This is a genomic window from Vibrio sp. 10N.222.48.A3, from assembly GCF_041475345.1.
Lineage (GTDB): Bacteria > Pseudomonadota > Gammaproteobacteria > Enterobacterales > Vibrionaceae > Vibrio > Vibrio tasmaniensis_A.
In genome coordinates this window covers 1-22,669 of the sequence record NZ_JBFRVX010000395.1, presented here as the reverse complement: position 1 = coordinate 22,669, position 22,669 = coordinate 1, and the positions used below count along the sequence as shown (strand labels likewise).

Annotated in this window: 20 protein-coding genes and 1 pseudogene; 14 read left to right on the top strand and 7 right to left on the bottom strand. The window is 43.6% G+C overall.

The genetic code is table 11. The features are described from left to right. The 8 genes and pseudogenes from AB4653_RS12355 to AB4653_RS12320 all read left to right on the top strand — a co-directional run. The coding region (locus AB4653_RS12355) for an ATP-binding protein (protein WP_372104277.1) at positions 1-973 on the top strand (973 nt) is incomplete at its 5' end. Between the two features lie 122 nt (positions 974-1,095). Further along, entirely contained in the window at positions 1,096-1,392 is a 297-nt protein-coding gene (locus AB4653_RS12350) for a Bor family protein (RefSeq protein ID WP_009845986.1), read from the top strand. Between the two features lie 617 nt (positions 1,393-2,009). Beyond that, positions 2,010-2,579 (top strand): porin family protein, encoded by a 570-nt coding sequence (locus AB4653_RS12345; protein ID WP_372071036.1) that lies wholly within the window; start codon positions 2,010-2,012, stop codon positions 2,577-2,579. Positions 2,580-2,810: 231 nt separating this feature from the next. After that, positions 2,811-4,433: a phosphoethanolamine transferase gene (locus AB4653_RS12340; protein ID WP_009845988.1), complete on the top strand. Its 1,623-nt coding sequence runs from the start codon at positions 2,811-2,813 to the stop codon at positions 4,431-4,433. A 325-nt stretch (positions 4,434-4,758) separates the two neighbouring features. Then, positions 4,759-5,694, top strand: a complete 936-nt coding sequence (locus AB4653_RS12335) for a CorA family divalent cation transporter (protein WP_009845989.1) — start codon at positions 4,759-4,761, stop codon at positions 5,692-5,694. Further along, the gene (locus AB4653_RS12330) at positions 5,694-6,239 is read left to right on the top strand and encodes a mechanosensitive ion channel family protein (protein ID WP_009845990.1); all 546 of its coding nucleotides are present in this window, start codon (positions 5,694-5,696) and stop codon (positions 6,237-6,239) included. The genes AB4653_RS12335 and AB4653_RS12330 overlap by 1 nt, the downstream gene beginning before the upstream one ends. Further along, positions 6,233-6,316, top strand: a pseudogene (locus AB4653_RS12325) (AraC family transcriptional regulator); the annotation flags it as partial. The gene AB4653_RS12330 and the pseudogene AB4653_RS12325, both read left to right, overlap by 7 nt. 133 nt (positions 6,317-6,449) lie before the next feature. Next, the gene (locus AB4653_RS12320) at positions 6,450-7,082 is read left to right on the top strand and encodes a triacylglycerol lipase (protein WP_009845991.1); all 633 of its coding nucleotides are present in this window, start codon (positions 6,450-6,452) and stop codon (positions 7,080-7,082) included. 150 nt (positions 7,083-7,232) lie between these two features. On the opposite strand, the gene AB4653_RS12315 is transcribed toward AB4653_RS12320, so the two are convergent. Continuing rightward, positions 7,233-8,207, bottom strand: coding sequence for an arginine deiminase-related protein (locus AB4653_RS12315; RefSeq protein WP_009845992.1), 975 nt, complete (start codon positions 8,205-8,207; stop codon positions 7,233-7,235). A 566-nt stretch (positions 8,208-8,773) separates the two neighbouring features. Between AB4653_RS12315 and AB4653_RS12310 the strand changes: the two genes are divergently transcribed. Further along, complete coding sequence (locus AB4653_RS12310; RefSeq protein WP_009845993.1) at positions 8,774-10,624, top strand: ABC transporter ATP-binding protein; 1,851 nt, start codon at positions 8,774-8,776, stop codon at positions 10,622-10,624. A gap of 297 nt (positions 10,625-10,921) precedes the next feature. Further along, positions 10,922-11,626: a DUF445 family protein gene (locus AB4653_RS12305; RefSeq protein ID WP_009845994.1), complete on the top strand. Its 705-nt coding sequence runs from the start codon at positions 10,922-10,924 to the stop codon at positions 11,624-11,626. Between the two features lie 110 nt (positions 11,627-11,736). On the opposite strand, the gene AB4653_RS12300 is transcribed toward AB4653_RS12305, so the two are convergent. Further along, positions 11,737-12,225 carry an Lrp/AsnC family transcriptional regulator gene (locus AB4653_RS12300; protein WP_009845995.1) on the bottom strand — a complete coding sequence of 163 codons (489 nt, stop codon included), beginning with the start codon at positions 12,223-12,225 and terminating at the stop codon, positions 11,737-11,739. 279 nt (positions 12,226-12,504) lie between these two features. Between AB4653_RS12300 and AB4653_RS12295 the strand changes: the two genes are divergently transcribed. Further along, positions 12,505-12,675 (top strand): hypothetical protein, encoded by a 171-nt coding sequence (locus tag AB4653_RS12295; RefSeq protein WP_009845996.1) that lies wholly within the window; start codon positions 12,505-12,507, stop codon positions 12,673-12,675. A 62-nt stretch (positions 12,676-12,737) separates the two neighbouring features. Here the strand turns inward: AB4653_RS12295 and AB4653_RS12290 are convergent, their stop codons facing one another. Both AB4653_RS12290 and putP read right to left on the bottom strand, forming a co-directional pair. Next, positions 12,738-12,908, bottom strand: a complete 171-nt coding sequence (locus AB4653_RS12290) for a hypothetical protein (protein WP_372071041.1) — start codon at positions 12,906-12,908, stop codon at positions 12,738-12,740. A gap of 440 nt (positions 12,909-13,348) precedes the next feature. Further along, the gene (putP, locus tag AB4653_RS12285) at positions 13,349-14,839 is read right to left on the bottom strand and encodes a sodium/proline symporter PutP (protein WP_029222791.1); all 1,491 of its coding nucleotides are present in this window, start codon (positions 14,837-14,839) and stop codon (positions 13,349-13,351) included. A gap of 34 nt (positions 14,840-14,873) precedes the next feature. Here putP and AB4653_RS12280 point away from each other — a divergent pair, with 34 nt between their 5' ends. Beyond that, positions 14,874-15,029: a hypothetical protein gene (locus tag AB4653_RS12280; RefSeq protein WP_009845999.1), complete on the top strand. Its 156-nt coding sequence runs from the start codon at positions 14,874-14,876 to the stop codon at positions 15,027-15,029. Here the strand turns inward: AB4653_RS12280 and AB4653_RS12275 are convergent. The 3 genes from AB4653_RS12275 to AB4653_RS12265 all read right to left on the bottom strand — a co-directional run bounded on the left by AB4653_RS12275 (position 15,026) and on the right by AB4653_RS12265 (position 19,903). Further along, a complete protein-coding gene (locus AB4653_RS12275) occupies positions 15,026-15,730 on the bottom strand; it encodes a 1-pyrroline-5-carboxylate dehydrogenase (RefSeq protein WP_009846000.1) in 705 nt (234 codons plus the stop codon). The two genes, AB4653_RS12280 and AB4653_RS12275, sit on opposite strands and share 4 nt — an antisense overlap. Positions 15,731-15,741: 11 nt before the next feature. Then, positions 15,742-18,897 carry a bifunctional proline dehydrogenase/L-glutamate gamma-semialdehyde dehydrogenase PutA gene (gene putA, locus AB4653_RS12270; RefSeq protein ID WP_009846001.1) on the bottom strand — a complete coding sequence of 1,052 codons (3,156 nt, stop codon included), beginning with the start codon at positions 18,895-18,897 and terminating at the stop codon, positions 15,742-15,744. Positions 18,898-19,078: 181 nt separating this feature from the next. Then, positions 19,079-19,903, bottom strand: a complete 825-nt coding sequence (locus tag AB4653_RS12265; RefSeq protein WP_102257703.1) for an AraC family transcriptional regulator — start codon at positions 19,901-19,903, stop codon at positions 19,079-19,081. A 498-nt stretch (positions 19,904-20,401) separates the two neighbouring features. Between AB4653_RS12265 and AB4653_RS12260 the strand changes: the two genes are divergently transcribed. Together AB4653_RS12260 and AB4653_RS12255 are read left to right on the top strand one after the other, a co-directional pair. Beyond that, positions 20,402-21,511, top strand: a complete 1,110-nt coding sequence (locus AB4653_RS12260; protein WP_009846003.1) for a PEGA domain-containing protein — start codon at positions 20,402-20,404, stop codon at positions 21,509-21,511. Positions 21,512-21,669: 158 nt separating this feature from the next. Next, positions 21,670-22,669 (top strand): PEGA domain-containing protein (locus tag AB4653_RS12255; protein WP_372104273.1); only part of this gene is annotated, 1,000 nt, incomplete at its 3' end.

Genomic DNA, 22,669 nt, shown 5'->3' with positions numbered 1-22,669 from the left:
CAGTAAAAACATCTATCATTACCTGCCCAACGACGACACGCTCGTTCGACAAAAAATAGAGCTCGAAGATGACCTCATTTGGGTATTCTTTATCGCGAGCTTCATCGTATATGGCCTGGGTCATCTGTTGATTATTTTCCGCAGAGTTAAGAAGCTTGAAAATGCCACATTACGCTTCTCTGAAGGCGACCTCTCTTCGCGAGCTGAAACATCAGGCGGCAGTGCAATTGGAACTCTGAATAAATCCTTTAATCTGATGGCCGACCGAATCCATAGCTTAATCGAGAGTAATCGTTCACTTACCAATGCGGTAGCTCATGAACTGCGAACTCCGATATTTAGAATTCAATGGCAGGCTGAAATGCTCAAAGACACGCCACTCAACGAGGGGCAGCAAGATACTATCGAGAGCATTGTTGAAGACACAGAAGAGATGGAAAAAATGGTCGATGAGTTACTATATTACGCAAAACTCGACAGTTGTGATCTAGAGAACTTGCAACAGCCATTAGAGATAAGAGACTTTCTCGATCATGCAATGAGCCGTTGGAACAAAGAGACTGAGTTTAACATTGATCTATCACTACCAGAACAACCTCATTTGATATTAGCAGATGATACGCTGCTCAATCGCGCGTTAGATAACCTAGTACGTAACGCGATGAAATTCGCACGTTCACAAATTTCGATAGAAGCAAGCGTGCACCACGATATGCTACAAATCGCCGTGCATGACGACGGTGACGGCGTAGCAAAAGAGCACCGTTCTCGCCTATTCGAACCTTTTTATGTTGGAGATAAAGCGCGTAACAAAGCCAAGAGTGGCCATGGTCTAGGGCTTTCTATCGTCAAGAAGATCTGTGTTCAACACGGTGCAACAGTACAAGTCGCACAAAGCAATACTTTAAAGGGCGCCGTATTCACTATAGCCTTTCCACTGTGTAACGATTCGACTGACAAACTCATACAGTAACGACCAATCATCTCTGGAATAATGTTCAACATCAGCTGGAGGGGACCACATATCCCCTTCAAACCATACAACACTCGTTCACCCTTACTGACGTGAGCTGAATTTTATCTCTGGAGAAACACATGAAAAAACTACTGATCATCGCGGCACTATCGCTAGTAGCAACAGGTTGCGCTCAACAAACTTTCGTAATGGCCCCTCAAGAGAGCGAAGCAACAACACCAACAACTGAAAAGTCACACCACTTTTTCATCAACGGTCTAGCGCAGAAAAAGCAAATTGATGCAGCTAAAGTATGTAACGGTATCGACAACGTTGCTAAAGTTGAAGTTCAAGAGACATTCGTGAATGGTTTACTAGCAGCCGTGACTTTTGGTATTTATACACCACGAGAAGCACGCGTTTACTGCAAAGCTTAACTCGTCGTTATTTGTCCACGAACCAACTGACGACACCAAAAGTTTGGTCTTGGAAGCTTCTACCTGACATTCAATACTTTCGCTGGTGCTCAAGGACTGAGCATAGAATACCGTCATATTGACTGTAAATACGGGGGCTGGTGCTAACATCTCCCCGTTTATTCCTCCTAAAATGCAAACATGCAATATCTCATCCCACTCAAAGCCTCATCCAAGTCCACAACCACCAAACCTGTGTTTGCTCGGTTTAACATCCAACTCTCCTTGTCATGATTAGAATCAGCGTACTGCTTTGCTTTCAACAAACACCGCAACAAATACTACAATAGAATAAATACAATGTTTGTTATGTTTTATTTTCCATTAGTTAGATAAACCCGACCTCACTTCAACCTTAAAAAACATCGTTTTATTTAGCAAATTTAACCTTTTGTCAATATGTGAATTTTATTTATAAAGAATATAACCAACAAATATGACCTTACCTCTTGATAAATCAAGGACTACAGATAGTCACTTTATCAATGAAAAAATAGGTTTCATTTGTGAGGGTTTTATAAATCATTCGTCAGCGATACCGTGACTTACATCACAGGATGAGTAAACAAGGTATTATCATGAAAAAATCAGTATTAGCACTCGGCTTAATCGGTTTAGTTTCACTTCCAACTTTTGCAGCAAGCACAAATGGTGGCGCGTATGTAGGTGGTGGACTTAGTGTCTATCAAGACTCCGATACAGATGGTCACGGTAATTTAGATTCAGATGGTATGGGTTATAACCTATACGGTGGTTACCAATTCAACCGTATTGTTGGCGTAGAGCTTGGCTACAACGATTATGCAGATTACAAAAATGGCGCAGAAAAACTCTCGCCAACCTCTATTTCTGCATCAGCGAATATCGGTTATACGTTTGACAACACTATTCGTCCATTCGTGTTGGCTGGTTTAAGCTCTGTTGACCTTCACGCGAATCAAGCGGCAAACTATGGGGACGACAGCGGTACTGGCTTCCACTTTGGCGTAGGTGTTGAATACACGCCGATTGAACACTTAACACTTCGCCTTATTTCACAAGCTGACGCGGTGAGTGTTGATGACTATTCCTATCAGGGTTCTCTCAAAAACGATGACCACACACTAGCGTTCAACAGTGTTAGCTTCGGTGGTTCATACAACTTCTAATGTGCTCCTCACGGCCACGTTGTAAGTAAATAACTCAAATTCACTTTGCTACTCTGCCCTATGATAAGGCAGCACAGTAAAGTGAATTTTTGTATCTATACACCCTATCGAGTCATTTCACTTTAGCCGGTTATCACTCACCATCACTTCTCGATCTTTATGCGTTGATATTAGAGCTTTCTTGATAGGGAGACTAAAATAAAGAGATAAGATACGCAGGAAAAAAGACCTATGAATCTACCAAGCTTAAACATGTCGATAAACAAACTGCCCTTTGTGTTGGCTGTGTATTATCTGCTTATCATCAACATCCCTCTCTCCCTAGAACTGTTTAGTATTGTTCAGGTATCAAAGTCTGAAAGTGTCGCGTTTCTTATATCCATCCCGTTCTTCTTCCTTGCTGCCTTCAATTTTATCTTCCAAGTCTTTAATTGGCCGATATTCTCCAAGCCGTTTTTCATCTTATTACTGATCACCTCAACCTTAGTCAGCTACAGCATGTTCAATTACGGCATATTCGTCGACTACGGGATGATAGAGAATGTGTTTGAGACCAATAGTGGTGAAGCAGCAAGCTATGTAAGTACCCACTCCATCTTATGGTTACTTGCCATGGGCGGTATTCCATCGTTCATCCTGTTGTTCACCAAACTTGAAAAAGAATCTTGGAAAGATTTCTTTGTCTGGAAATCGATTGGGCTGCTCTCTTCCTTGATCGTCATTGCCATTATTGCCGGGCTTTTCTACAAAGATTACGTATCGATTGGTCGTAATCATTCGCACATCAAAAAGATGATCATCCCGACCGAGTATGTGTCATCAACGGTTAAATATATCAATAACACTTACATAAAACAGCCCATCCCTTATCAAGAGTTAGGATTAGATGCGAAGCAAACAGCACAAGCCAAAGCGGCAACCAAACCAACATTATTAGTGTTTGTTCTTGGTGAAACCGCACGCGTGTACAACTACCAATATCATGGCTATGAGAGAGAAACCAACGCTCATACCAAGCCTTACAACCCGATATTTTTCTCTGATGTTCAGTCGTGCGGAACAGCCACCGCGGTTTCTGTGCCATGTATGTTCTCGAACATGAATCGCAGCAACTACGATCGCGACAAAGCCTACAACCAAGATAACGTGGTCGACATGATGAACCGCGCGGGCATTCACTCTATCTGGCGAGAGCATGATGGGGGAGACAAGGCGGTCGCACATCGAATCAAAGAGATGACGCTCGTCGCCAAAGACAGCGACCCGCTGTGTAATAAAGATGTGTGCTATGACACAGCCATGCTAGAGAACTTCGAACAAGATACTCAAGATCTTAAACAAGATAGCATCATTTTCTATCATATTTCGGGGTCTCACGGCCCAACGTACTTTGAGCGTTATCCAGAAGAACATAAGAAATTTACGCCTGACTGCGCTCGTGCAGACATTGAAAACTGCACCAAAGAGCAAGTGGTTAACACCTACGACAACACCATCTTGTACACGGATTTCTTTCTCTCACAGGCGATTCGGAAACTGGAGAAACTGACCGACAAGTACAATGTCGCACTGATGTATATCTCGGATCACGGAGAGTCTTTAGGGGAGAATGGCGTGTATCTTCACGGCATGCCCTACTCGCTGGCACCAAAAGAACAAACCCACGTACCGATGATCCTATGGATGTCTGATGGTTTTGCTGCGCAGAAAGGGATAAGCGAGACCTGCTTAAGAAAGGCGGGGAAAGAGCAGAGCTTTTCTCACGATAACCTGTTCGACTCCTTGCTTGGCCTGATGGACGTGCAAACTAAAGAATACCGAGCGAGCCAAGATATTTTTGCTGCGTGTCGGTAGTGTTTTTGCTTATGTAAACCATCGGAAAACTCGAGTTGCCTGAATAAGCTCTCCTCAACTTCCCCTAAAAAGAAAAGACCTCGGTCTTTTCTTTTTTTCGTCGCTAACATGGAGCCAGAGTGCTAATTTATAACGACGAAACAATGAGCTACATTTAATAGAAACAATAATGGAAGAGTCCGTCGTGCTCCAAAGACCAACCTGTCTTATTAGACTTTATCTCACTCACATCGCTCATTGAACTTACCAAGATTAGCTCAGTTCAATACCGTGCCTGAATGGCGCCTAATATCAATGTTAATGTCATATCATTAAGGACAAATGAATGGACGCTTTCATAATTTCAAGCTGGCAATTTTCTGAGGGTGTGGCACATGAACACACCACCAGCCCAGCCTCATTCGAGCAATCAACTTGGTATCACTGCCAAAGAGATGCTGACGGTTTGAGAGAATGGCTCCACAGTAATACGGTTCCAAATGCCATCATCGATTCATTACTCACCGATGACACCCGCCCTCGGTTCGAACAGTTTGGACACGACTGTTTTTTGATGATTCTGCGAGGCATTAATCTAAACGAAGGTGCTAACCCTGACGACATGCTTAGCCTACGCATCTTATGGTACAAAGGCACTTTAATATCGACACGTAAAGTTCCTTCAAAAGCGGTCAGTAATCTGGTGTCTGATCTCATTCAAAACCAAGGCCCCACATCATTGCCTGATGTGTTGTTGGGCATGATCCGTGGAATCAACCACAGTATTTCAACCTTCCTAGCACCCGTCGAACTATTAATTGACGAGTTAGAATCTAACTCCAATATCGACATAAGATCCATTAACGCTCTACATTCAAGGCTACTCAGACTAAGGCGTTATTTGAAGCCACAGAAATACGTTTTTGAAGATTTAATGAGTGACCTACCTGCACCATTGAGTAATCACAACAGTCATATAAAGAACAGCCTTGATACCATCCTGAGAATTAACGAGTCTGTTGAGTTTTACATCGAACAAATTAATGTATTTTTAGCGAGCCTAAGTCAGCAACAAGCTGAAAAAATGAATAGAAATACGTACCTATTTTCTATCATTGCAGGTATTTTCCTCCCTGCTGGGTTTTTCACCGGTTTACTGGGTGTCAATATCGCGGGGATACCCGGAACAGATAACCCAATAGCATTCCCACTCTTTTGCGTTGGGCTGCTCGTAGTCATAGCGGCAGAGGTCATTATTTTGAAAAAATTGAGGTTTATTTAATGGTTGAGTTTTTGCAATCCAATATGTGGCTTAGACAAGTAGTTTTAGGTTTACTTCTTATCACTGTGTATTGGGTGATCAAACGCTTAGGTAAGAACTGGATAGAAACATTAGCGGAAAATAAGCGTGTCGAATTGAAGCGAAAGCAGTTCGTGATTAAGTGTTTCAATATTGTTCTGTTTCTACTCTTCATCGCTGTGTTTACGATTGTTCTTAACTTGGGTTTTGGTGATATTTCGCTGTTCTTATCATCCATATTTGCGGTGCTGGGTGTCGCTTTATTCGCGCAATGGTCCATTCTAAGTAACCTCACAGCCAGCGTACTAATATTTTTTGTCTTCCCTTATCGCATTGGCGACAGAGTAAGAGTCGCGGAGAAAGACGAAGACATCAGCGGTGTGATCATCGATATCACCATGTTCCACGTTATTCTTCGACACAGTTCGGGTAACATTATCACCTACCCCAACAACCTGATTTTACAAAAAGGCGTGATAAAGGTTTTGGTTGAACCTGAAGCAAAAAGTGAAGCTTCAATAAGGTAACAGGCCTAACACCGAATACCTATGCCAAACAAGTTGGGTTAACGATTGATGTGTATGGAGGAGTGAGATCAGAGTAACCCACTCTTTGTCTATAACGCACATTCTTTCTATAGCGAAGGCTCTGTCTTTTGTGTCCCATTAGCCGCAAGTTTTATTGAGTTTAGATTTGCGACTAAATATACTGGAGACACCATCAGACGGAGGACAAAAATGAATAATAAAAACAAACATATAGTTTTAATTCATGGTCTATATATGCCTGCGTTGATCATGCAATATCTGGATAGAAACTTCAAAAAACGCGGCTTTACAACGCACAAGTTTGCCTACAACTCGCTGCGTTTCCCTTCTGCAGCCAAACGTCTCAATCGTTTCGTGAATGCTCGTTTTAATGAGTATGATGAGGTCTATTTTTTCGGTCACTCACTGGGTGGCTTGCTGATTCGTCATTACTTTAAATTCTACCAACCACACTTCGCCGACACCTGCATTATTACAGCAGGCACTCCGCACAATGGGGCAACCATCGCCAAAACACTGTCTAATCATGGGCTTGGATTTATATTTGGTTCGAGCAAAATGATTTTAAGCGATGGCTTGGGTGACTACGATATTGATGTGCCGATTGGCGTAATTACTGGCACCTACGACGCTGGCGTAGGACGCATTGTATTGGGAAGAAATCCTGGGGATGGCACAGTAACACTCGAAGACGCCAACCTGAGAGGAGCCACTGATACTTACGCCCTCAAACTCAACCACACAGCGCTGGTCTACTCTAAGGAAGTCGTAACACTGTCGGCTCAGTTCATTGAACACAGAGCTTTTAAGGACGCTTCATAGCTTTTTTCAGTAGCTTTGCGCGTTGACTCCTGTATCGAGCTCTTGTTCTCTTATTTGTGATAGATAAAAACAAAAATACCACTCTGCGATAAGAGTGGTATTCGAAGATCCATTGCTGGAAATGAGCGCTTGCTATACTTTCTATACTTGCTACAGACGATTCACTCGGGTTGGTAAGAACACCTCGCCCAACATGCATCGCACCGAACCACCGCCGATGTCTTCGATCGTTTTCACGTTAAATGGTAGTAGCTTACCGTGTGTCGAAAGCTGAGCTAACTGAGCTGGAGAAAACGCATCATAAGCCGATTGAGACATCGCGATCACCTTGTCGCCATTCACAGTTTCAAGCTGAAGGATGTTGCCACAAAAACGATTCATCTGATCGATTGAGATAGAGATAACTTGCTTGTCTTTGGCAAGAGACTTCACAACAAAGCGGCGCTCAAACTCTGGGATCACTTCATCACAGATCACGCAGAAATTATCGCCAATCGCCATCATCACATTGGTATGGTAAATCGGTTGACCAGACGGTAATGCCGTTTGGAACGAGACCACGCGAGAATAGCCAATGCGCTTCGCGTAATCTTCCAATACTTCGCGGTCACAACGTTGTGAAAGCGCAGCATAAATGGTCTTGTTGATATGGTCGATCACCATCACGCCTGTGCTCTCTAGATAAGAACCTTGAGCAACGTACGACTCCATAGACTCACTGTGATTAACAATGCGACCAGACGCTTCCAACGCTTCAATAAGTGCATTCGGCTTAACTTCATTTTGACGGTTTTCACACGCCATAGGGAAAGTGAATAGGCTTCCATCACTACAAGTACTGAACCAGTTGTTTGGGAACACTGCGTCAGGGGTTTCAACACCCAGTTCCGGATAATCAAACTCTACAACTTGCACACCTTCTTTACGTAGCGAAACCACCATAGCCTTAAACTCGGCCATCGTTTCTAACTTTACCTCAGCTTCAGTCAGATCGACTCTGTGCTGAAACTCGTTATCACGGGCTGTTTCTTCGTTAAATTTAAATTCTTTTGGCGGCACCATAACAACGCAATTTGCGTTTTGAACATTAGTAATATGCAGTGATTTTTTGTGTAGGTTTAACATTTTAACCGTCCCTATCTTTTATTTACCTCAGAATTGTAAACAACTTGTTACGACAAAATTCACTGAAAATCACAATGATTTGAATATTTATCCCAAGTAATTACTGCGAATTTTAGATTAGTCGGTAATTTTTACTGCAAGATAACAGCACATCAGAAAGAACCAACTGTATGCATATTCGTTAAAGAATTTACTGGATAAATATTCTCATTTCATTTTTCAACTCCACACGAGTTTTGATTACAATTTAATCCATTTAACGTTAGGATTATCACCGTTGCATAACCATCAATTACGTTTGAAATAAGCTTAACTTTTCCTGTCTAATTCAATCTAAAATTAGCTTCATGAAAGACACTCTTTGGAGGTGTTCTGTGTCGCTTAAACCAAGTACTTACATAAGAACTAAACAAAAATCTATCGAATGGCTTAATACTTATAAGAACGCGTTGGCACTTATATAATTTCAAACTAAAACTGAAAAATTCAAATCAAGACTATAAAAACAAAGCTGCACATCACGATGCTCTAGCATCAAAGATGCAGTAGCTTATAAAGGGAAAACTATGTACAAGAAATTTGAAGGCTTTACTGAAGCCTTTCCAAAGGGAGAGCCGATACAACCTCCTACTGGAATACTGGCATTCTGCCGCCATTACACACGAGGTTTTGAAAAGCCGTTGATCTTGCTCGGATTGATGAGCATGACCATCGCGATCATCGAAGTTGCGCTGTTCGGTTACATGGGACAACTGGTTGACTGGCTATCAACCAGCAACCCGGACACTTTCTTAGCAGACAACGAGTCGACACTGATGGGGCTCGGCGTTCTGCTGTTGGTCGTGATGCCAATCTTGATCAGTGTTTATTCGCTATTGCTTCACCAAACTTTGCTGGGCAACTATCCAATGTCGATTCGTTGGTTAGCGCACCGCTACCTTTTGAAGCAAAGTTTGTCGTTCTATCAAGATGACTTTGCCGGGCGTGTTGCCACCAAAGTCATGCAAACATCGCTCGCGGTACGTGAAACCGTGACCAAAATGGTCGATGTGTTTGTTTACGTGACGGTTTACTTTACAGCGATGCTGTTCATGCTCGCTGAATCGGATTGGCGCTTAATGGCTCCAATGTTGATTTGGTTGTTCATTTACGTCGGTATCCAACTGCACTTCGTACCAAAGCTGAAAGACGTGTCTTCAGAACAGGCGGATGCTCGCTCACTGATGACAGGACGCATTGTTGATAGCTACACCAACATCGCTACGGTCAAACTTTTCTCTCATAGTAAAAGAGAAACCGAGTACGCAGAAGAAGGGATGGAAGGCTTCCTAGACACAGTCCATCGCCAAATGCGCTTGGTTACAGGCTTCAACATCTGCGTTGAATTTGCTAACTATCTATTGGTATTCAGCATTGCCGGTATCTCTATTTACCTATGGTTAGATAACGCAATCACGGTCGGTGCGATTGCGATTGCAGTCAGCTTGGCTCTGCGTATTAACGGTATGTCGAAATGGATCATGTGGGAAATCGGCGGTCTGTTTGAAAACCTAGGTACTGTAATTGATGGTATTAAAACACTGTCTAAGCCCATTGCTATCGAAGACAAGAAAGACGCAAAGCCTTTGGACGTTCCACAAGGCGGTATCAACTTCGACAACGTGAGCTTTAACTACGGTGAGAATAAGGGGGTGATTAACAACCTAAACCTAAACATCAAACCGGGTGAAAAAGTCGGCTTGGTTGGCCGTTCAGGTGCAGGTAAATCGACCCTAGTTAACTTACTGCTGCGTTTCCACGATGTAGAAAGTGGTCGCATCCTGATTGATGACCAAGAGATCTCGAGCGTTACTCAAGATTCTCTGCGTAGCAACATAGGTATGGTGACTCAAGATACCTCACTGCTGCACCGTTCGATCAAAGACAACATTCTTTACGGTCGACCAGAGGCATCAGACGAAGAGGTATACGCGGCGACTAAACAGGCACACGCTCATGAGTTTATCGAAACGCTAACTGACCCGTTTGGTAACGTTGGCTACGATGCTCAAGTAGGTGAACGTGGCGTTAAGCTTTCTGGTGGGCAGCGTCAACGTGTCGCTATCTCACGTGTTCTTCTGAAAAATGCTCCGCTGTTGGTTCTAGATGAAGCAACATCTGCTCTCGATTCTGAGGTAGAAGCAGCGATTCAAGAGAGCTTGATTGAACTAATGGAAGGCAAAACCGTTATCGCGATTGCACACCGTTTATCGACGATTGCAGCAATGGACCGTTTGATCGTACTCGACCAAGGTAATATCGTCGAAGAAGGCACGCACCAAGAGCTGATTACACAAAATGGCATCTATGCTCAATTGTGGAATCACCAGACTGGTGGCTTTATTGGTGATGATCTTGAACAGACAACGAGCGCTTAATTTATATTCCATTTTAAAAGTGCGGCGTAATTCACACCAAAATGTTAATTGGCGGTAAATTACACATGGCAGAATGTTATGTCGTAATCATATAATGACATTAACAGCAATGACGCTTCGCTTGCGCGTTCTGGAATAAGGCTAGACTTCGGGGGGAGGCTAGCCTTTTTTATGCCTGTTATTCTCTGCCCCTTTCTCATCTGTTTTCATTGGTTCTATAAACTTCATCGATCCTTTTGTTTTTTTCTTGGCGTTTTTTTCTTAAAATGCGCGCAGTATTCTTTTTAGAGATCAACCATGAACAAAAGTGTCTTAACTAACGTTATTGCGTTAGCACTGCTTGCTGGCGGCTATGCGACAGCAAACCAATACTTGCTTTATGCAGGTTTATTCGCATTTTCTGGTGCCATCACCAACTGGCTTGCGATTCACATGTTGTTCGAGAAAGTACCCGGCCTATATGGTTCTGGCGTTATTCCAGCGCGCTTTGAAGAGTTCAAGGCAGCCATCAAACAACTGATGATGGAACAGTTCTTTACCGAAAGTAACATCGACCGTTTTCTGAGTAGTGAGATGACAGGAAAGTCACTCAACCTAGAGCCTGTGATTAAGAAGATCGACTTTAACCCTGCATTCGAATCGCTGGTGCATGTTATCGAAAACTCACAGTTTGGTGGCATGCTAGCGATGGTTGGCGGCACTGAAGCACTACAGCCAATGAAAGCGCCATTCGTGGAGAAGATGCAAGAGTCTGTGATCGAAATCAGCAAGAGTGATTCGGTAAAAAATGCCATCAAGGATGAACTTGAATCACCTGCGATGATGGATGAAATCAAAGAGAACATTGAAGCGATCATCGATCAGCGCTTGAATGAACTGACACCAAAACTGGTTAAAGAGATGGTTCAGACCATGATCAAAAAACACCTTGGTTGGTTGGTCGTTTGGGGTGGGGTATTCGGCGGTGTGATTGGTTTAATCTCTGCCGCAATTACGCTGTAAGACGGAGAAGTTTATCCGATTGCTCTTTATCTGACGTTCAACAAAAAATGGAAGCTTATTGGCTTCCATTTTTTATATGTAAATAACCTTGGTAAGGCGAAAGCAGGTCACTATTTTATGGTGGCCAACAGCTCAGGGTTAACACCAAAGCCCTTCTTGTGTTCTTCAATCACCACTTCGCTGCGTGTCTGAATCACACCTGGCAGGGTACCCAATTTCGTTGCCATAAACGCTTGGTACGCCTTCATGTCTTTTACTCGAACCTTGATCATGGTGTCAAAATCCCCCGACAGCGAATAGCACTCTTCGACCTCAGGCATCGTTTCAACCGCTTGTGCAAATTTATCAAAAATTGAAAAACTGGTTTGATCGAGGCGAATATGGATAAACACTTGGACATCGAGCCCCAACTTTTCTGAACAAAGCTCAGCATGATAGCCTGTGATGTAGCCCACTTTTTCCAATCGCTTCAACCTATCAGAGCAAGGTGAAGTTGTTAGGTTGACCTGTTTCGCTAGTTCAACAACGGGCAAACGGCCTTTCATATGCAGAATTCTTAGTATCTCTTTATCGATACGATCGAGTTGATGCTGAGACATAATATTCCTTAAACATTCTAGATTGCGCTCAGTATATTCCATACTAAGAGCAATCGAAGAAAACCTTGCTCACACATTTAGAAAACTAAATAGACCATTCCTATTCACGTTAAATATAAAACCGAACGGAGCGATAACAACCCTTATAAATCAAACTCCAGTTATTAACAAATTATTATAGAAATGACCCGATTAACAAATAAGTTGAGCCAGAAACGAAAGAAAGGATATAGGCCAAAGTGAATAATAGAATTCTCAAAGAGAAAGGATGACTCTATTATGAAAACGCAAGAACTCGCATATAAACCTTACGGAATCGGTTCATGGACACACGTAACGGTATCAAAAGATGTTGCCCAAGCACTCGCAAGTGAATACTCAAACTATGGCTGGGAAGTTAAGATTGATGGTAATGTCGTCGAGGCAGAACCTTCACTAAAAGCGGCATAAAAAACGAAAAAACCTCCATCAGGGAGGTTTTTAAATCTAAGTTAGTAAGCACTTACTACAATCTAAGCCAGACCAACTTGGGGAACTGCAGTTCCTGTTTCACAACGACAGTTACACGTTCGACAGAAGTGTTGAGTTTCCATGTCGTAGTACAGGTTTCCACTAAATAGCTTTGACGTCCATTGCATCACACGGCCAGAGGTTGTCTCAGGCTCAGATTCACAACGTTTCATTATAGACTTATGTAGTGTTGTTTTTTTACATCCTTTGCAATAGAGATCAGGCATACCTTTGTCCTATAGGTCTTTAGTGGTTACTGATAATTGACACATGATGTCCAATTCAGTGTAATAATTCACCGAGCTAATAACAAAAGTGAGCGCCAAGTTCAAAAAATAGCCATTTTATCGGTTATTTTTTGACATCAAGCGCTATGAAAAGCCTTTATCTTCTATTTATTTCCCTTCTATCATTTGGTTTCGATTTACATTGTAAACCTCATAACAGCCGTGCTTCTTCTGTATCCTACTGGTTTTTTATAAGACAAAGGTAGTGCCCACATAAAAAAATAGAGCCACCGAAGTGACTCTATTACTTTTATTTTTCAATTACTTTTTACAATTGCTTTTTAGCTAATGTTCTTTGCTAATTCACATATGTTTTACAATGTAAATTAGTCTAGCTCAACTAGGTTCTTCTTGAACTCAGCGTGTTGCTTTTTCACTTCGTCTTCTGGCTCGCCAGTCATTAGGCTCACAATAACGATAGAAAGCGTCGATAGGATGATTCCCGGTACGATTTCGTAAACATCGAACCAACCGCCCGTGAACTGCTTCCAAAGTACAATCGTAACACCACCAACCACGATACCCGCTAGAGCGCCGTTACGGTTCATACGAGACCAGTATAGGCTTAATACGATTGCAGGACCGAATGCAGCACCAAAACCAGCCCATGCGTAAGATACAAGGCCAAGTACTGAGCTGTCTGGTGTCATCGCCAGAACAAGAGCAACAAGAGAAATTAGAATAACCGCGAAACGGCCGACACGAACAATCTCTTCTGACGTTGCGTCTTTCTTCAAAACTTGCTTATACAGGTCTTCTGCCATTGCAGATGAAGAAACAAGAAGTTGTGAATCCGCAGTACTCATGATTGCCGCTAGAATGGCAGCAAGTAGGATGCCGGCGATTACTGGGTGGAACATCGCGTTCACAAGAAGCATGAAGATCTTCTCGCCATCGTCTAGCTTAGGTGCGCCAGAGTTCGTCACATAGATTAGACCAACAAGACCCACAAGCATTGCACCAATCATAGACAGTGCAGTCCAGATAACGGCAATGCGGCGCGCTGTTGTTAGGTCTTTATTACTACGTGTTGCTTTGAAACGCGCAAGGATGTGTGGTTGACCGAAGTAACCCAAACCCCATGCCGCTAGTGAGATGATCGCAATAGCAGACAGTGGCTCACCCTTCGCATCATTCCATAGCGTTAGCAGCTCTGGGTTGATGTTGTGTAGGTCGCTAGAAAGCTGACCTAGGCCACCGTTCATTGCCGCGATTGGTACAATCAATAGCGCTGCAGACATGAGTAGACCTTGAACCAAGTCAGTCCAAGATACCGCTAGGAAACCACCAAACAGAGTGTACGAAACTACACAGACTGTACCGATAATTACCGCTGTTGTGTAATCAAGGCCGAATACCGTTTCAAACAATTTACCACCTGCTACCAAGCCTGAACTTGTGTAGAAAAGGAAGAATAAAAGGATAAAGAAAGCAGAAATTGTTTGGATCAGCTTAGAATTATCATTGAAACGACGAGATAGGAACTCAGGCAGCGTCAGTGATTCAGTCGTAATGCTGTAAGTACGTAGACGTTTTGCACTGATTAACCAGTTTGCCCAAGTACCAACAAGTAGACCACCAGCAAGCCAAAATGCTTCAAAGCCAGCAGCGTAAGCGTAACCAGGCAGGCCAAGTAGCAACCAACCACTCATGTCTGATGCACCAGCAGAAAGTGCAGCAGGCCATGGGCCTAACGAACGACCACCTAGGAAGTAGTCTGTTGAGTTAGATGTACGTTTGTAAGCAATAACACCGATCGCTAGCATCATAATTAGATACGCAATGAACGTCGTCGTTATTGCAAAACTGTTTTCTATCATTTGATAGTCCTCATTTTGTAGAAAGCCTTCCATGCCTAATTCAATGCAAGACACTCACCGTAAGGCAAGCGAGTGCATTGAGTTAGGTATTGAGGCTCCAAGGCACTATGAATTAAATCCAAAGATGGAGAAAACCCAACAATGGAAAAAACCAAAAGTACTTAGAGCCAATTTTACTGAAGGTTAGTGAGCTTCACTTCCAAGTTCGAGCAAGGTCGCGTTACCGCCCACGGCTGTTATATTTATAGTTCGCGTACGCTCGGTAATGAAGCGCAGCGATAGGTGTGGATCATTAGCAACATTCATTGTCACCAGATCCGTTTCAGCTACTAAACCGACGATTGCACCGTCACGCTTAGCAAGCTGTAAATTGATAGCTTGTGCCGTTTGCGAGTTACCTACGTAACCCACGCTACGTACATCGCAAGACAACAACTGTTGAGCAGCGTCATACGAGGCAACTTGCACCAAGTTAGTTGGCAAGTTCGCCGACTTAGCTGCGTCTGCAACTAACGTATTGAACTGCACATCATCACTGCACAATTGAACGCTGTTACCTGCCAATAGCGCGGCAGTAATCAAAGCCATTGCAGTTTGCAGCGCTGGCACTTTCACTTCGCAATCATCAACAATCACCAAAGCCACACCGCGACCTGCGGCATATAGCTCATTGGTTTCGCCCGTAGGACCTGCCATTAGGTGATGTTCAGAAAGCAGTGCAGACGCTTGCTCTAGATGATAAGTCGCCACCATCGCCAAAGGCGCAGATTGACTTTCGATCTCTGATTTAAGCGCAAGTACCTGAGCACTCTTGTAATCAAAATCGGTAAGATTCCATTGTTCCCACGCTAGCAAAGCATCAGAAAAACCTGTCACTTGATGAACCATGATAATGCTCCTTATGCCTTGTCTTGTGATTGAGAGAAATGAATATCAGTAAAGCGATATAGGTAGTGAGGACCACCCGCTTTAGGGCCAGTACCTGACAAGCCTTGACCACCAAATGGTTGAACACCAACAACGGCGCCCACTTGGTCACGGTTGATGTAGCAGTTACCCACACGAACGTGTTTTTCGATCCAACGGTAAGTTGTCTCGTTACGGCTGTGGATACCCATGGTTAAGCCAAAGCCCGTTTGGTTGATTTGGTCTACCACTTGCGCTAGCTCACTCGCTTTGAAGCGAACAATGTGTAGCACTGGGCCAAACTGTTCTTCTTTCAAGCAGTTGATGTCATCAATTTCAAAAGCACTTGGTGGAACAAAATCACCATGTTCACAATCACTACCTAGAGAAAGTTGAGCCACCTTCTTCTGGGTATTGGTCATGTTTTCTAAGTGCGCCATTAGCTTCTGTTTTGCGTTTTGGTCGATAACAGGGCCAACATCGGTTTTATGAAGGTGTGGAATGCCAACACTCAGCTCGTCCATTGCACCGTGAATCAATCCAACCACGCGGTCTGCAATGTCTTCTTGGATGTAAAGCACACGTAGTGCAGAACAACGCTGACCTGCTGAAGCGAATGCTGAACGAATCACATCACGAACTACCTGTTCAGGCAGTGCAGTACTGTCGACGATCATCGCATTCTGGCCGCCTGTTTCCGCAATAAACGGAACTGGCTTAGCATTACGAGTGGCTAATGACACATTGATACGCTGTGCCGTTGGTGTAGAACCAGTAAAGGCAACGCCCGCAATCGCATCATGACTGGTGAGCGCACTGCCGATCTCAGCACCGCGACCCAGTAGTAGCTGAATCGTGCCAGCAGGGAAGCCCGCTTCATTCATCAGTTCAACCGCACGAGCAGCAATCAAGCTTGTTTGCTCGGCAGGCTTAGCCACAACCGTATTACCCGCCACTAGTGCTGCAGTAATTTGGCCAAGGAAGATAGCTAGAGGGAAGTTCCAAGGGCTGATACAAACGAACACACCACGACCTTGTCGAGAAGCGATTCGTGTTTGGCCATCAAAACCTTTTAGTTCGAAACCTTGTAGATTGTCAGCTTGTTTTGCGTAGTAACGACAGAAATCGACTGCTTCACGTACTTCATCAACACTATCGTGAATTGTCTTACCCGCTTCTTGATGACAAATCGCCACCAGCTCAGCGAGGTTGTCTTCCATCAGGTCAGCCAACTTATCAAGTGCAGCCGCTTTGGTTTCAACCGAAGTTGCGTTCCAATCAGCGAATGCTGCGTCTGCGCCAGTGATCGCTGCGGAAACATGATCAAGGTTAGCAAAAGCCACCTGACCCACATGAATACGACGATCATAAGGTGCCGTCACTTGCTCAACGTTCTGATCAGCCTTGATCATGCTTTCGGCAAGAGATTCACCGTTGATCACAGGGCCCGCAGTCCATTGGTTGTTTAAGAAGCTTTTTACTTTCTCTTCAAATTGATGCGCTTCGCTTTCAATATCAATGTTCACACCGTAAGAGTTCTTACGCTCAGGGAATACCGCTGGAGGCAGAGGAATCTTAGTGTTGTGCAATGTATCGAATGCCAGAAGCATATCGACAGGATGTTGAGTCAGCTCTGCCACAGGGCAACGCGCATCAACTAGGCGGTGGACAAACGAGCTGTTTGCACCATTTTCTAGCAAGCGACGTACTAGGTATGGCAGTAGATCTTTATGGCTGCCAACCGGTGCGTATATACGTACCGACTGTTGGTAAGCTTCCATCGCATGGTTGTACAGAGAATCACCCATGCCGTGTAAGCGTTGGAATTCAAAGTCTTTATGGTCGGTCATGACGGCAATAGCAGAAACCGTATGAGCATTGTGGCTCGCAAACTGCGGGAAGATATTGCCTCGAACACTTGGGCTCAATAGGTAACGCGCACAAGCAAGGTAAGCTACGTCAGTAGCTTCTTTACGAGTGTAAACTGGGTAATCAGTAAAGCCAGCTTGTTGCGACCATTTGATTTCGCTGTCCCAGTACGCGCCTTTCACCAAGCGAAGCGGGATCAAATCACCCTGCTCTTTCGCTAGGCGGTTTAGCCATACTAGAACCGGTAGTGCACGCTTTGAGTAGGCTTGAATAACCAGACCAAATTTACCCCAACCTTTTACAAGATCAGTACGGTACAGTTTTTCGAATAATTTAAGAGAAAGCTCTAGGCGATCCGCTTCTTCCGCATCAATCGTAATCGCAACATCGAGCTCTACTGCACGGCGCAATAGCTGCTCTAGCGTGTCGCAAAGTTCAGTCAGTACGCGGTCTTCGTTCGCCACTTCATAACGTGGGTGAAGCGCAGAAAGCTTGATCGATACCGATGGCGCAGGGCTCGATTTTGAAGAGACCTTCGATTGTGGAGAAACATAGTTGTCTCGACCTACGGCTTCAATCGCCATTAGGTAATCTTTGAAGTATTTATTTGCGTCAGCAGTGGTCAGTGCCGCTTCACCTAGCATGTCGTATGAGTAGGTAAAGCCTTTATCACGCATAGACTTACCGTTCTTTTGCGCTTCAGCAATGCTGCGGCCAAGAACGAATTGGTGACCCATCACCTTCATTGCTTGGTGCATCGCTTTACGAATCACCGGCTCAGAAAGCTTGTTCACTAAGCGATTAACGGCTTGACCCGCACTCTGCTCTTTAGATGAAAGTCCAACCACCTTACCTGTTAGCATTAATCCCCAAGTGGATGCGTTAACAAATACTGAGTCTGAATTCTTTAGGTGAGACTTCCAATCCGCAACGCTTAATTTGTCACGAATCAGCGCATCAGCGGTTGCTGAATCAGGAATACGCATCAAGGCTTCCGCCAGACACATTAGCAAGATGCCCTCTTGAGTATCTAAGCTGTATTCAAGCAACAATGCATCGATCATCTGGATAGAAGTCTTATCCGCACGGATAGCTTCGATCAATGATGTCGTTTTGTCTGTGATCTGCTGCTTTTCTGACTCAGAAGGGGTAGCTAGCGGCAGAAGTTGCTCTAGCCATTGGGTTTCATCCACCATATATAATGGTGAGATAAGCGACCATAGATCAGCAAGCGACTGCTCGTTGAATTCTGGCTTTAACACATCAGTAGCTGTAAACATGCGTTTTCCTTAATCTCACACCCGGAATTAGCCCGGGATCTCTACAATGGCTGCAGTGTATTTAGAGTATATAAGGATTACTTGTCAAAAACTCCGAGTTTTTTGCTAAAAACTCGCTTTATTAACAAAACAAACACAAGGTCACATATGAAACTTTAATATAATATGCCGTTTTGTTTCACTATTTAACAGAAGTTTGCTTTTTGTATTGAGATGGTGACATGCCTTGAAGGCGAGAAAAGGTGTGAGTAAAGGAGGATTGACCGGAAAAACCAGCCAGTTCTGCAACCTGTCCAAGGCTTAAATTACCTTGTTCAATAAGGTGTCGAGAGCGGTCGATACGCTTTCCTAAAACATATTGGTGAGGGGTAATGCCCATTTGATCTTTGAATAGCATGTGGAATTGGCTTTCGCCCAAGAACACACTGCCTGCAAGCTGCGCGACTGAGATCTTATTAGCCAAGTGTTGTTCGATGTAGCGATCCAACGACTCAAGATCGAAACGCGAATCTTTAATCGAGGTTTCAAATGCCGAGATGTGTCTTTGCATCAACGCAATCACCGTGTCATTACAAGCTCGACTCAACAACAGATCATCAGGACTGGCCTGCATCTCTTGCACCAACATATGGATAAGCTTTTGAATTTGCGCATCTAATTGGAAGTAGACGTTGGATGATTCTAACTGGTTAATCTTCTCTAGCATCAGAGGGTCATCATCGGTTGGCATAGGCATGTTGAGTACGAGAATATCCGACTGACCAACCACTCCACCGAAAGCATGATCAGAGCGAGCCGTGACTACACAGCCTTGCCCTGGACCGACAAGATTACCTTTACCGCTCACTTCAAATTCCGCCTGACCTTTTAAACCAATGACTACCTGCGAATAATGGTGATCGTGACAATCCATATGCGAAGGCAAAGTAATGATCTCCGCAGGGCGAGGGCCAGTAAGGCTTAGCGGGGACAAGTCAAAGTTCGGAAAGGGTAACGGTTTAGGCATAACATCAAAATACTCAGGTCGACATAGTAAGAATAATACTCTGAAATCTGCAGAAGATGAATTTGTAAATGATCATGAGAGATGTTTTCTCTTCTTCAAAGAAAGATCATTATTGATAACCACGTGATCATGTCTCCGGAAGTATGATCAAGTGAGCCCAAACTACGGGCTTTGTAAAGTCAACCTTCCAATCTTTAGGCCACTCTTGCTTGTTCCAAGAGCAAATAAATCTGAGCACCAAAAGTCAAAGCAAGTCACAAATGGAAACCAAATGACTACACCATAACGACAATATTTTCTTATATAGCTCAATTATTTCGGTGTAAATATGTAAAAAGTGTATCCGAAGTACCGAAACTTAGCTTTTGAGTAGATTGGAGGGCAATAAAACGGTATAAAGACGGGTACTGTGTTAATTGCTAATAACTAGTGACTGACAACTAGGAAGTAGACACTTTATTAACGAGCCAATTTTAAATATACAAGTTGCAGGGACCTATGACTAACTTTCGAATTTCAGCGCTTTTACTTGCGCTATCCCCACTTTGGGTATCTGCATCGTTATCAGCTGAAGAACTGAATCAAGTCGATCCCGTTTCAGCTATCGATGCAAAGCTAACAGAGAAAAACTCAGATATTGAGCGTATTTCAGCGACCAAAGTATCGGCAACTGAGACCTTAAAACAACTACAAAACCAGAACAGTAAGTTGTTACGTGAAGGTGAAGAGTTAAAGGCAAAACGTAACCGAGCTAAATCTGTACTCGACAAACAATACAGTCGCTTACTTGACGATCCAGAAACGGATCTGGTTTCTTTTCAGAAAGGATACCAAGATGCTTGGGCTGCGGTTAAAGAGAATCAATCGTCTCAGCTAGATAATCAGCAAGCGATGAATGAGAACGAAATTTACCTTTCTCAAATTAAGCAAAAGCAAGCTCGTTTGAATAATGAGCTGGCTAACTTGAAAGAATCAAAAGTTGAAGCTCGCGTTAAACGTATTGCAACAGAACTTCGTGAAAGTGCCGTTCTTGAAACGAGCTACACCACCACATGTTCATCAACAATGACACTGGGTGAGTGTATTGCTCAAGGTAAACACCTGACGAAGCAGAAAGCAGTACAAAACTTCAAGAGCAAATTACTTGAACAGCTCACAGAAAGCACGCTAGCGAAGCAAAACTTACAAGGTGTTCAATTGAACATTCATGTTCAAGACAGCCAAGCAATCAAGAGCGGTTTCTCTGGAAACAACTCTTACTTTGTGCAGATGCAAGCTCAACTTCAAGCAAAACCAGAAGCGATTGCAGCATGTAACTTATTGAACGTTTCAACTCGCTACTGTTTAACGGACAGCGACGTTAAGGTTACAAAGAAGAGCGACAAGCAGTGGGCAAACGTGATGGTACGTTCTGATCAGTACAATGACTCAGTCACTATCAACGGCATTAAATACGGCAGCACACCCCTAGAGGTTTCGCTACCGAGCGGTCGTCACCAAGTAACCATTTCAAAAGAAGGTTACGAATCATACAACCGCACAGTGACTATCAACGGCAGCGATACTATTTGGGTGAAACTCCTTCCTAGTAAAGAAAATGAAATCTAAATATATAAAGCTAAGCCTGATATAAATAGCCGTGCCTATTTCACAAAGCTGAATGAATACTCGCCATCTTGTTTGTAGTTATAGAAAGTAGCTTCAAACGAAATGGCGTTTTCGTTAGAATATTCAATTAACCTAAATTACGACTGAAGTAGCCCAACATGCGCCAAGGTTTTCCTACTCTATTATTTGCACTTGCTCCATGCTTAATGACGCCTGCTGTTTTCGCTGAAGCGACATCTCCAGCAATCACGTCATCAGTCATCGACATTGAAAGCTCTCTTTTCGAAGAACATGCCAGTTTAACGGCTATCGAGAAGAAGATGGCGGACAAACAAAATCAAGTCGACAACCAAGCAGAGCAAATGGCACGTCAAGCCAAGTTATTAGCTCAATCAGAGCAAAAACTCGCAACGGCGAAAACTAGCCTAGAGCAAGATTACACTCGCATGATTGATGAGCCAGATTTCGATATCTCACCAGCTCAAAACCGCTTTCAAGATGCCTGGAAATCGGTAAAAGAGCACAAGCTTACGATTTCGGATTCAGAGCAAAAGCTTCAAAGCTTAGTGATGGAACTAGAGGCCATCAAAGCCGAAAAATCGGCTGTAGAAATGTCTATCGCCCATTTGAATCAAGACAAACTAAGAGCAAGAGCTGAGAGATTAAGAAGCGAGGTCACTCAAACACAAGAACATACTGTTAGCTTTACCAACCGCTGTAGCAGCGACATGACGTTAGCTCAATGTTCAGACCAAACGGTGGCTTTGACACTTCAAAAAGCAGTAAAACAATTTCAAAATAGCCTTGTATCCAACGCGACAGAATCAAAAATAGTAAAAGAACACCTAGCGTCTGCATCTTTGAATATTCACGTTCTACAACACAGCGTGAAATCATCTGGCTTCTCCGAAGATAACCGTTACCGAGCAGTGGTTGCTGCGAATTTAGAAACTCGTCCAGATAAGAACACTCCTTGCCGCTTACTTGGCATTCAATCCTCAAACTGTTTCGATCAGAGCGATCTGCAAGCCGATGATCAGCAGAAAGAAGTTGCTTGGGTTAACTTGGTGGTTCGTTCAAATCAATATAATGACAAGGTTTCTATCAATGGTGTGAACTATGGCAGCACACCGGTTGAAGTGATGCTACCTACAGGGC

Excerpts from the sequence above, each read along its gene's own strand:
- AB4653_RS12350 (WP_009845986.1), top strand. The coding sequence starts at position 1,096 with ATGAAAAAACTACTGATCATCGCGGCACTATCGCTAGTAGCAACAGGT.
- AB4653_RS12345 (WP_372071036.1), top strand. The coding sequence starts at position 2,010 with ATGAAAAAATCAGTATTAGCACTCGGCTTAATCGGTTTAGTTTCACTT.
- AB4653_RS12340 (WP_009845988.1), top strand. The coding sequence starts at position 2,811 with ATGAATCTACCAAGCTTAAACATGTCGATAAACAAACTGCCCTTTGTG.
- AB4653_RS12335 (WP_009845989.1), top strand. The coding sequence starts at position 4,759 with ATGGACGCTTTCATAATTTCAAGCTGGCAATTTTCTGAGGGTGTGGCA.
- AB4653_RS12330 (WP_009845990.1), top strand. The coding sequence starts at position 5,694 with ATGGTTGAGTTTTTGCAATCCAATATGTGGCTTAGACAAGTAGTTTTA.
- AB4653_RS12320 (WP_009845991.1), top strand. The coding sequence starts at position 6,450 with ATGAATAATAAAAACAAACATATAGTTTTAATTCATGGTCTATATATG.
- AB4653_RS12315 (WP_009845992.1), bottom strand. The coding sequence starts at position 8,207 with ATGTTAAACCTACACAAAAAATCACTGCATATTACTAATGTTCAAAAC.
- AB4653_RS12310 (WP_009845993.1), top strand. The coding sequence starts at position 8,774 with ATGTACAAGAAATTTGAAGGCTTTACTGAAGCCTTTCCAAAGGGAGAG.
- AB4653_RS12305 (WP_009845994.1), top strand. The coding sequence starts at position 10,922 with ATGAACAAAAGTGTCTTAACTAACGTTATTGCGTTAGCACTGCTTGCT.
- AB4653_RS12300 (WP_009845995.1), bottom strand. The coding sequence starts at position 12,225 with ATGTCTCAGCATCAACTCGATCGTATCGATAAAGAGATACTAAGAATT.
- AB4653_RS12295 (WP_009845996.1), top strand. The coding sequence starts at position 12,505 with ATGAAAACGCAAGAACTCGCATATAAACCTTACGGAATCGGTTCATGG.
- AB4653_RS12290 (WP_372071041.1), bottom strand. The coding sequence starts at position 12,908 with ATGAAACGTTGTGAATCTGAGCCTGAGACAACCTCTGGCCGTGTGATG.
- AB4653_RS12280 (WP_009845999.1), top strand. The coding sequence starts at position 14,874 with ATGCCTAATTCAATGCAAGACACTCACCGTAAGGCAAGCGAGTGCATT.
- AB4653_RS12275 (WP_009846000.1), bottom strand. The coding sequence starts at position 15,730 with ATGGTTCATCAAGTGACAGGTTTTTCTGATGCTTTGCTAGCGTGGGAA.
- putA (WP_009846001.1), bottom strand. The coding sequence starts at position 18,897 with ATGTTTACAGCTACTGATGTGTTAAAGCCAGAATTCAACGAGCAGTCG.
- AB4653_RS12265 (WP_102257703.1), bottom strand. The coding sequence starts at position 19,903 with ATGCCTAAACCGTTACCCTTTCCGAACTTTGACTTGTCCCCGCTAAGC.
- AB4653_RS12260 (WP_009846003.1), top strand. The coding sequence starts at position 20,402 with ATGACTAACTTTCGAATTTCAGCGCTTTTACTTGCGCTATCCCCACTT.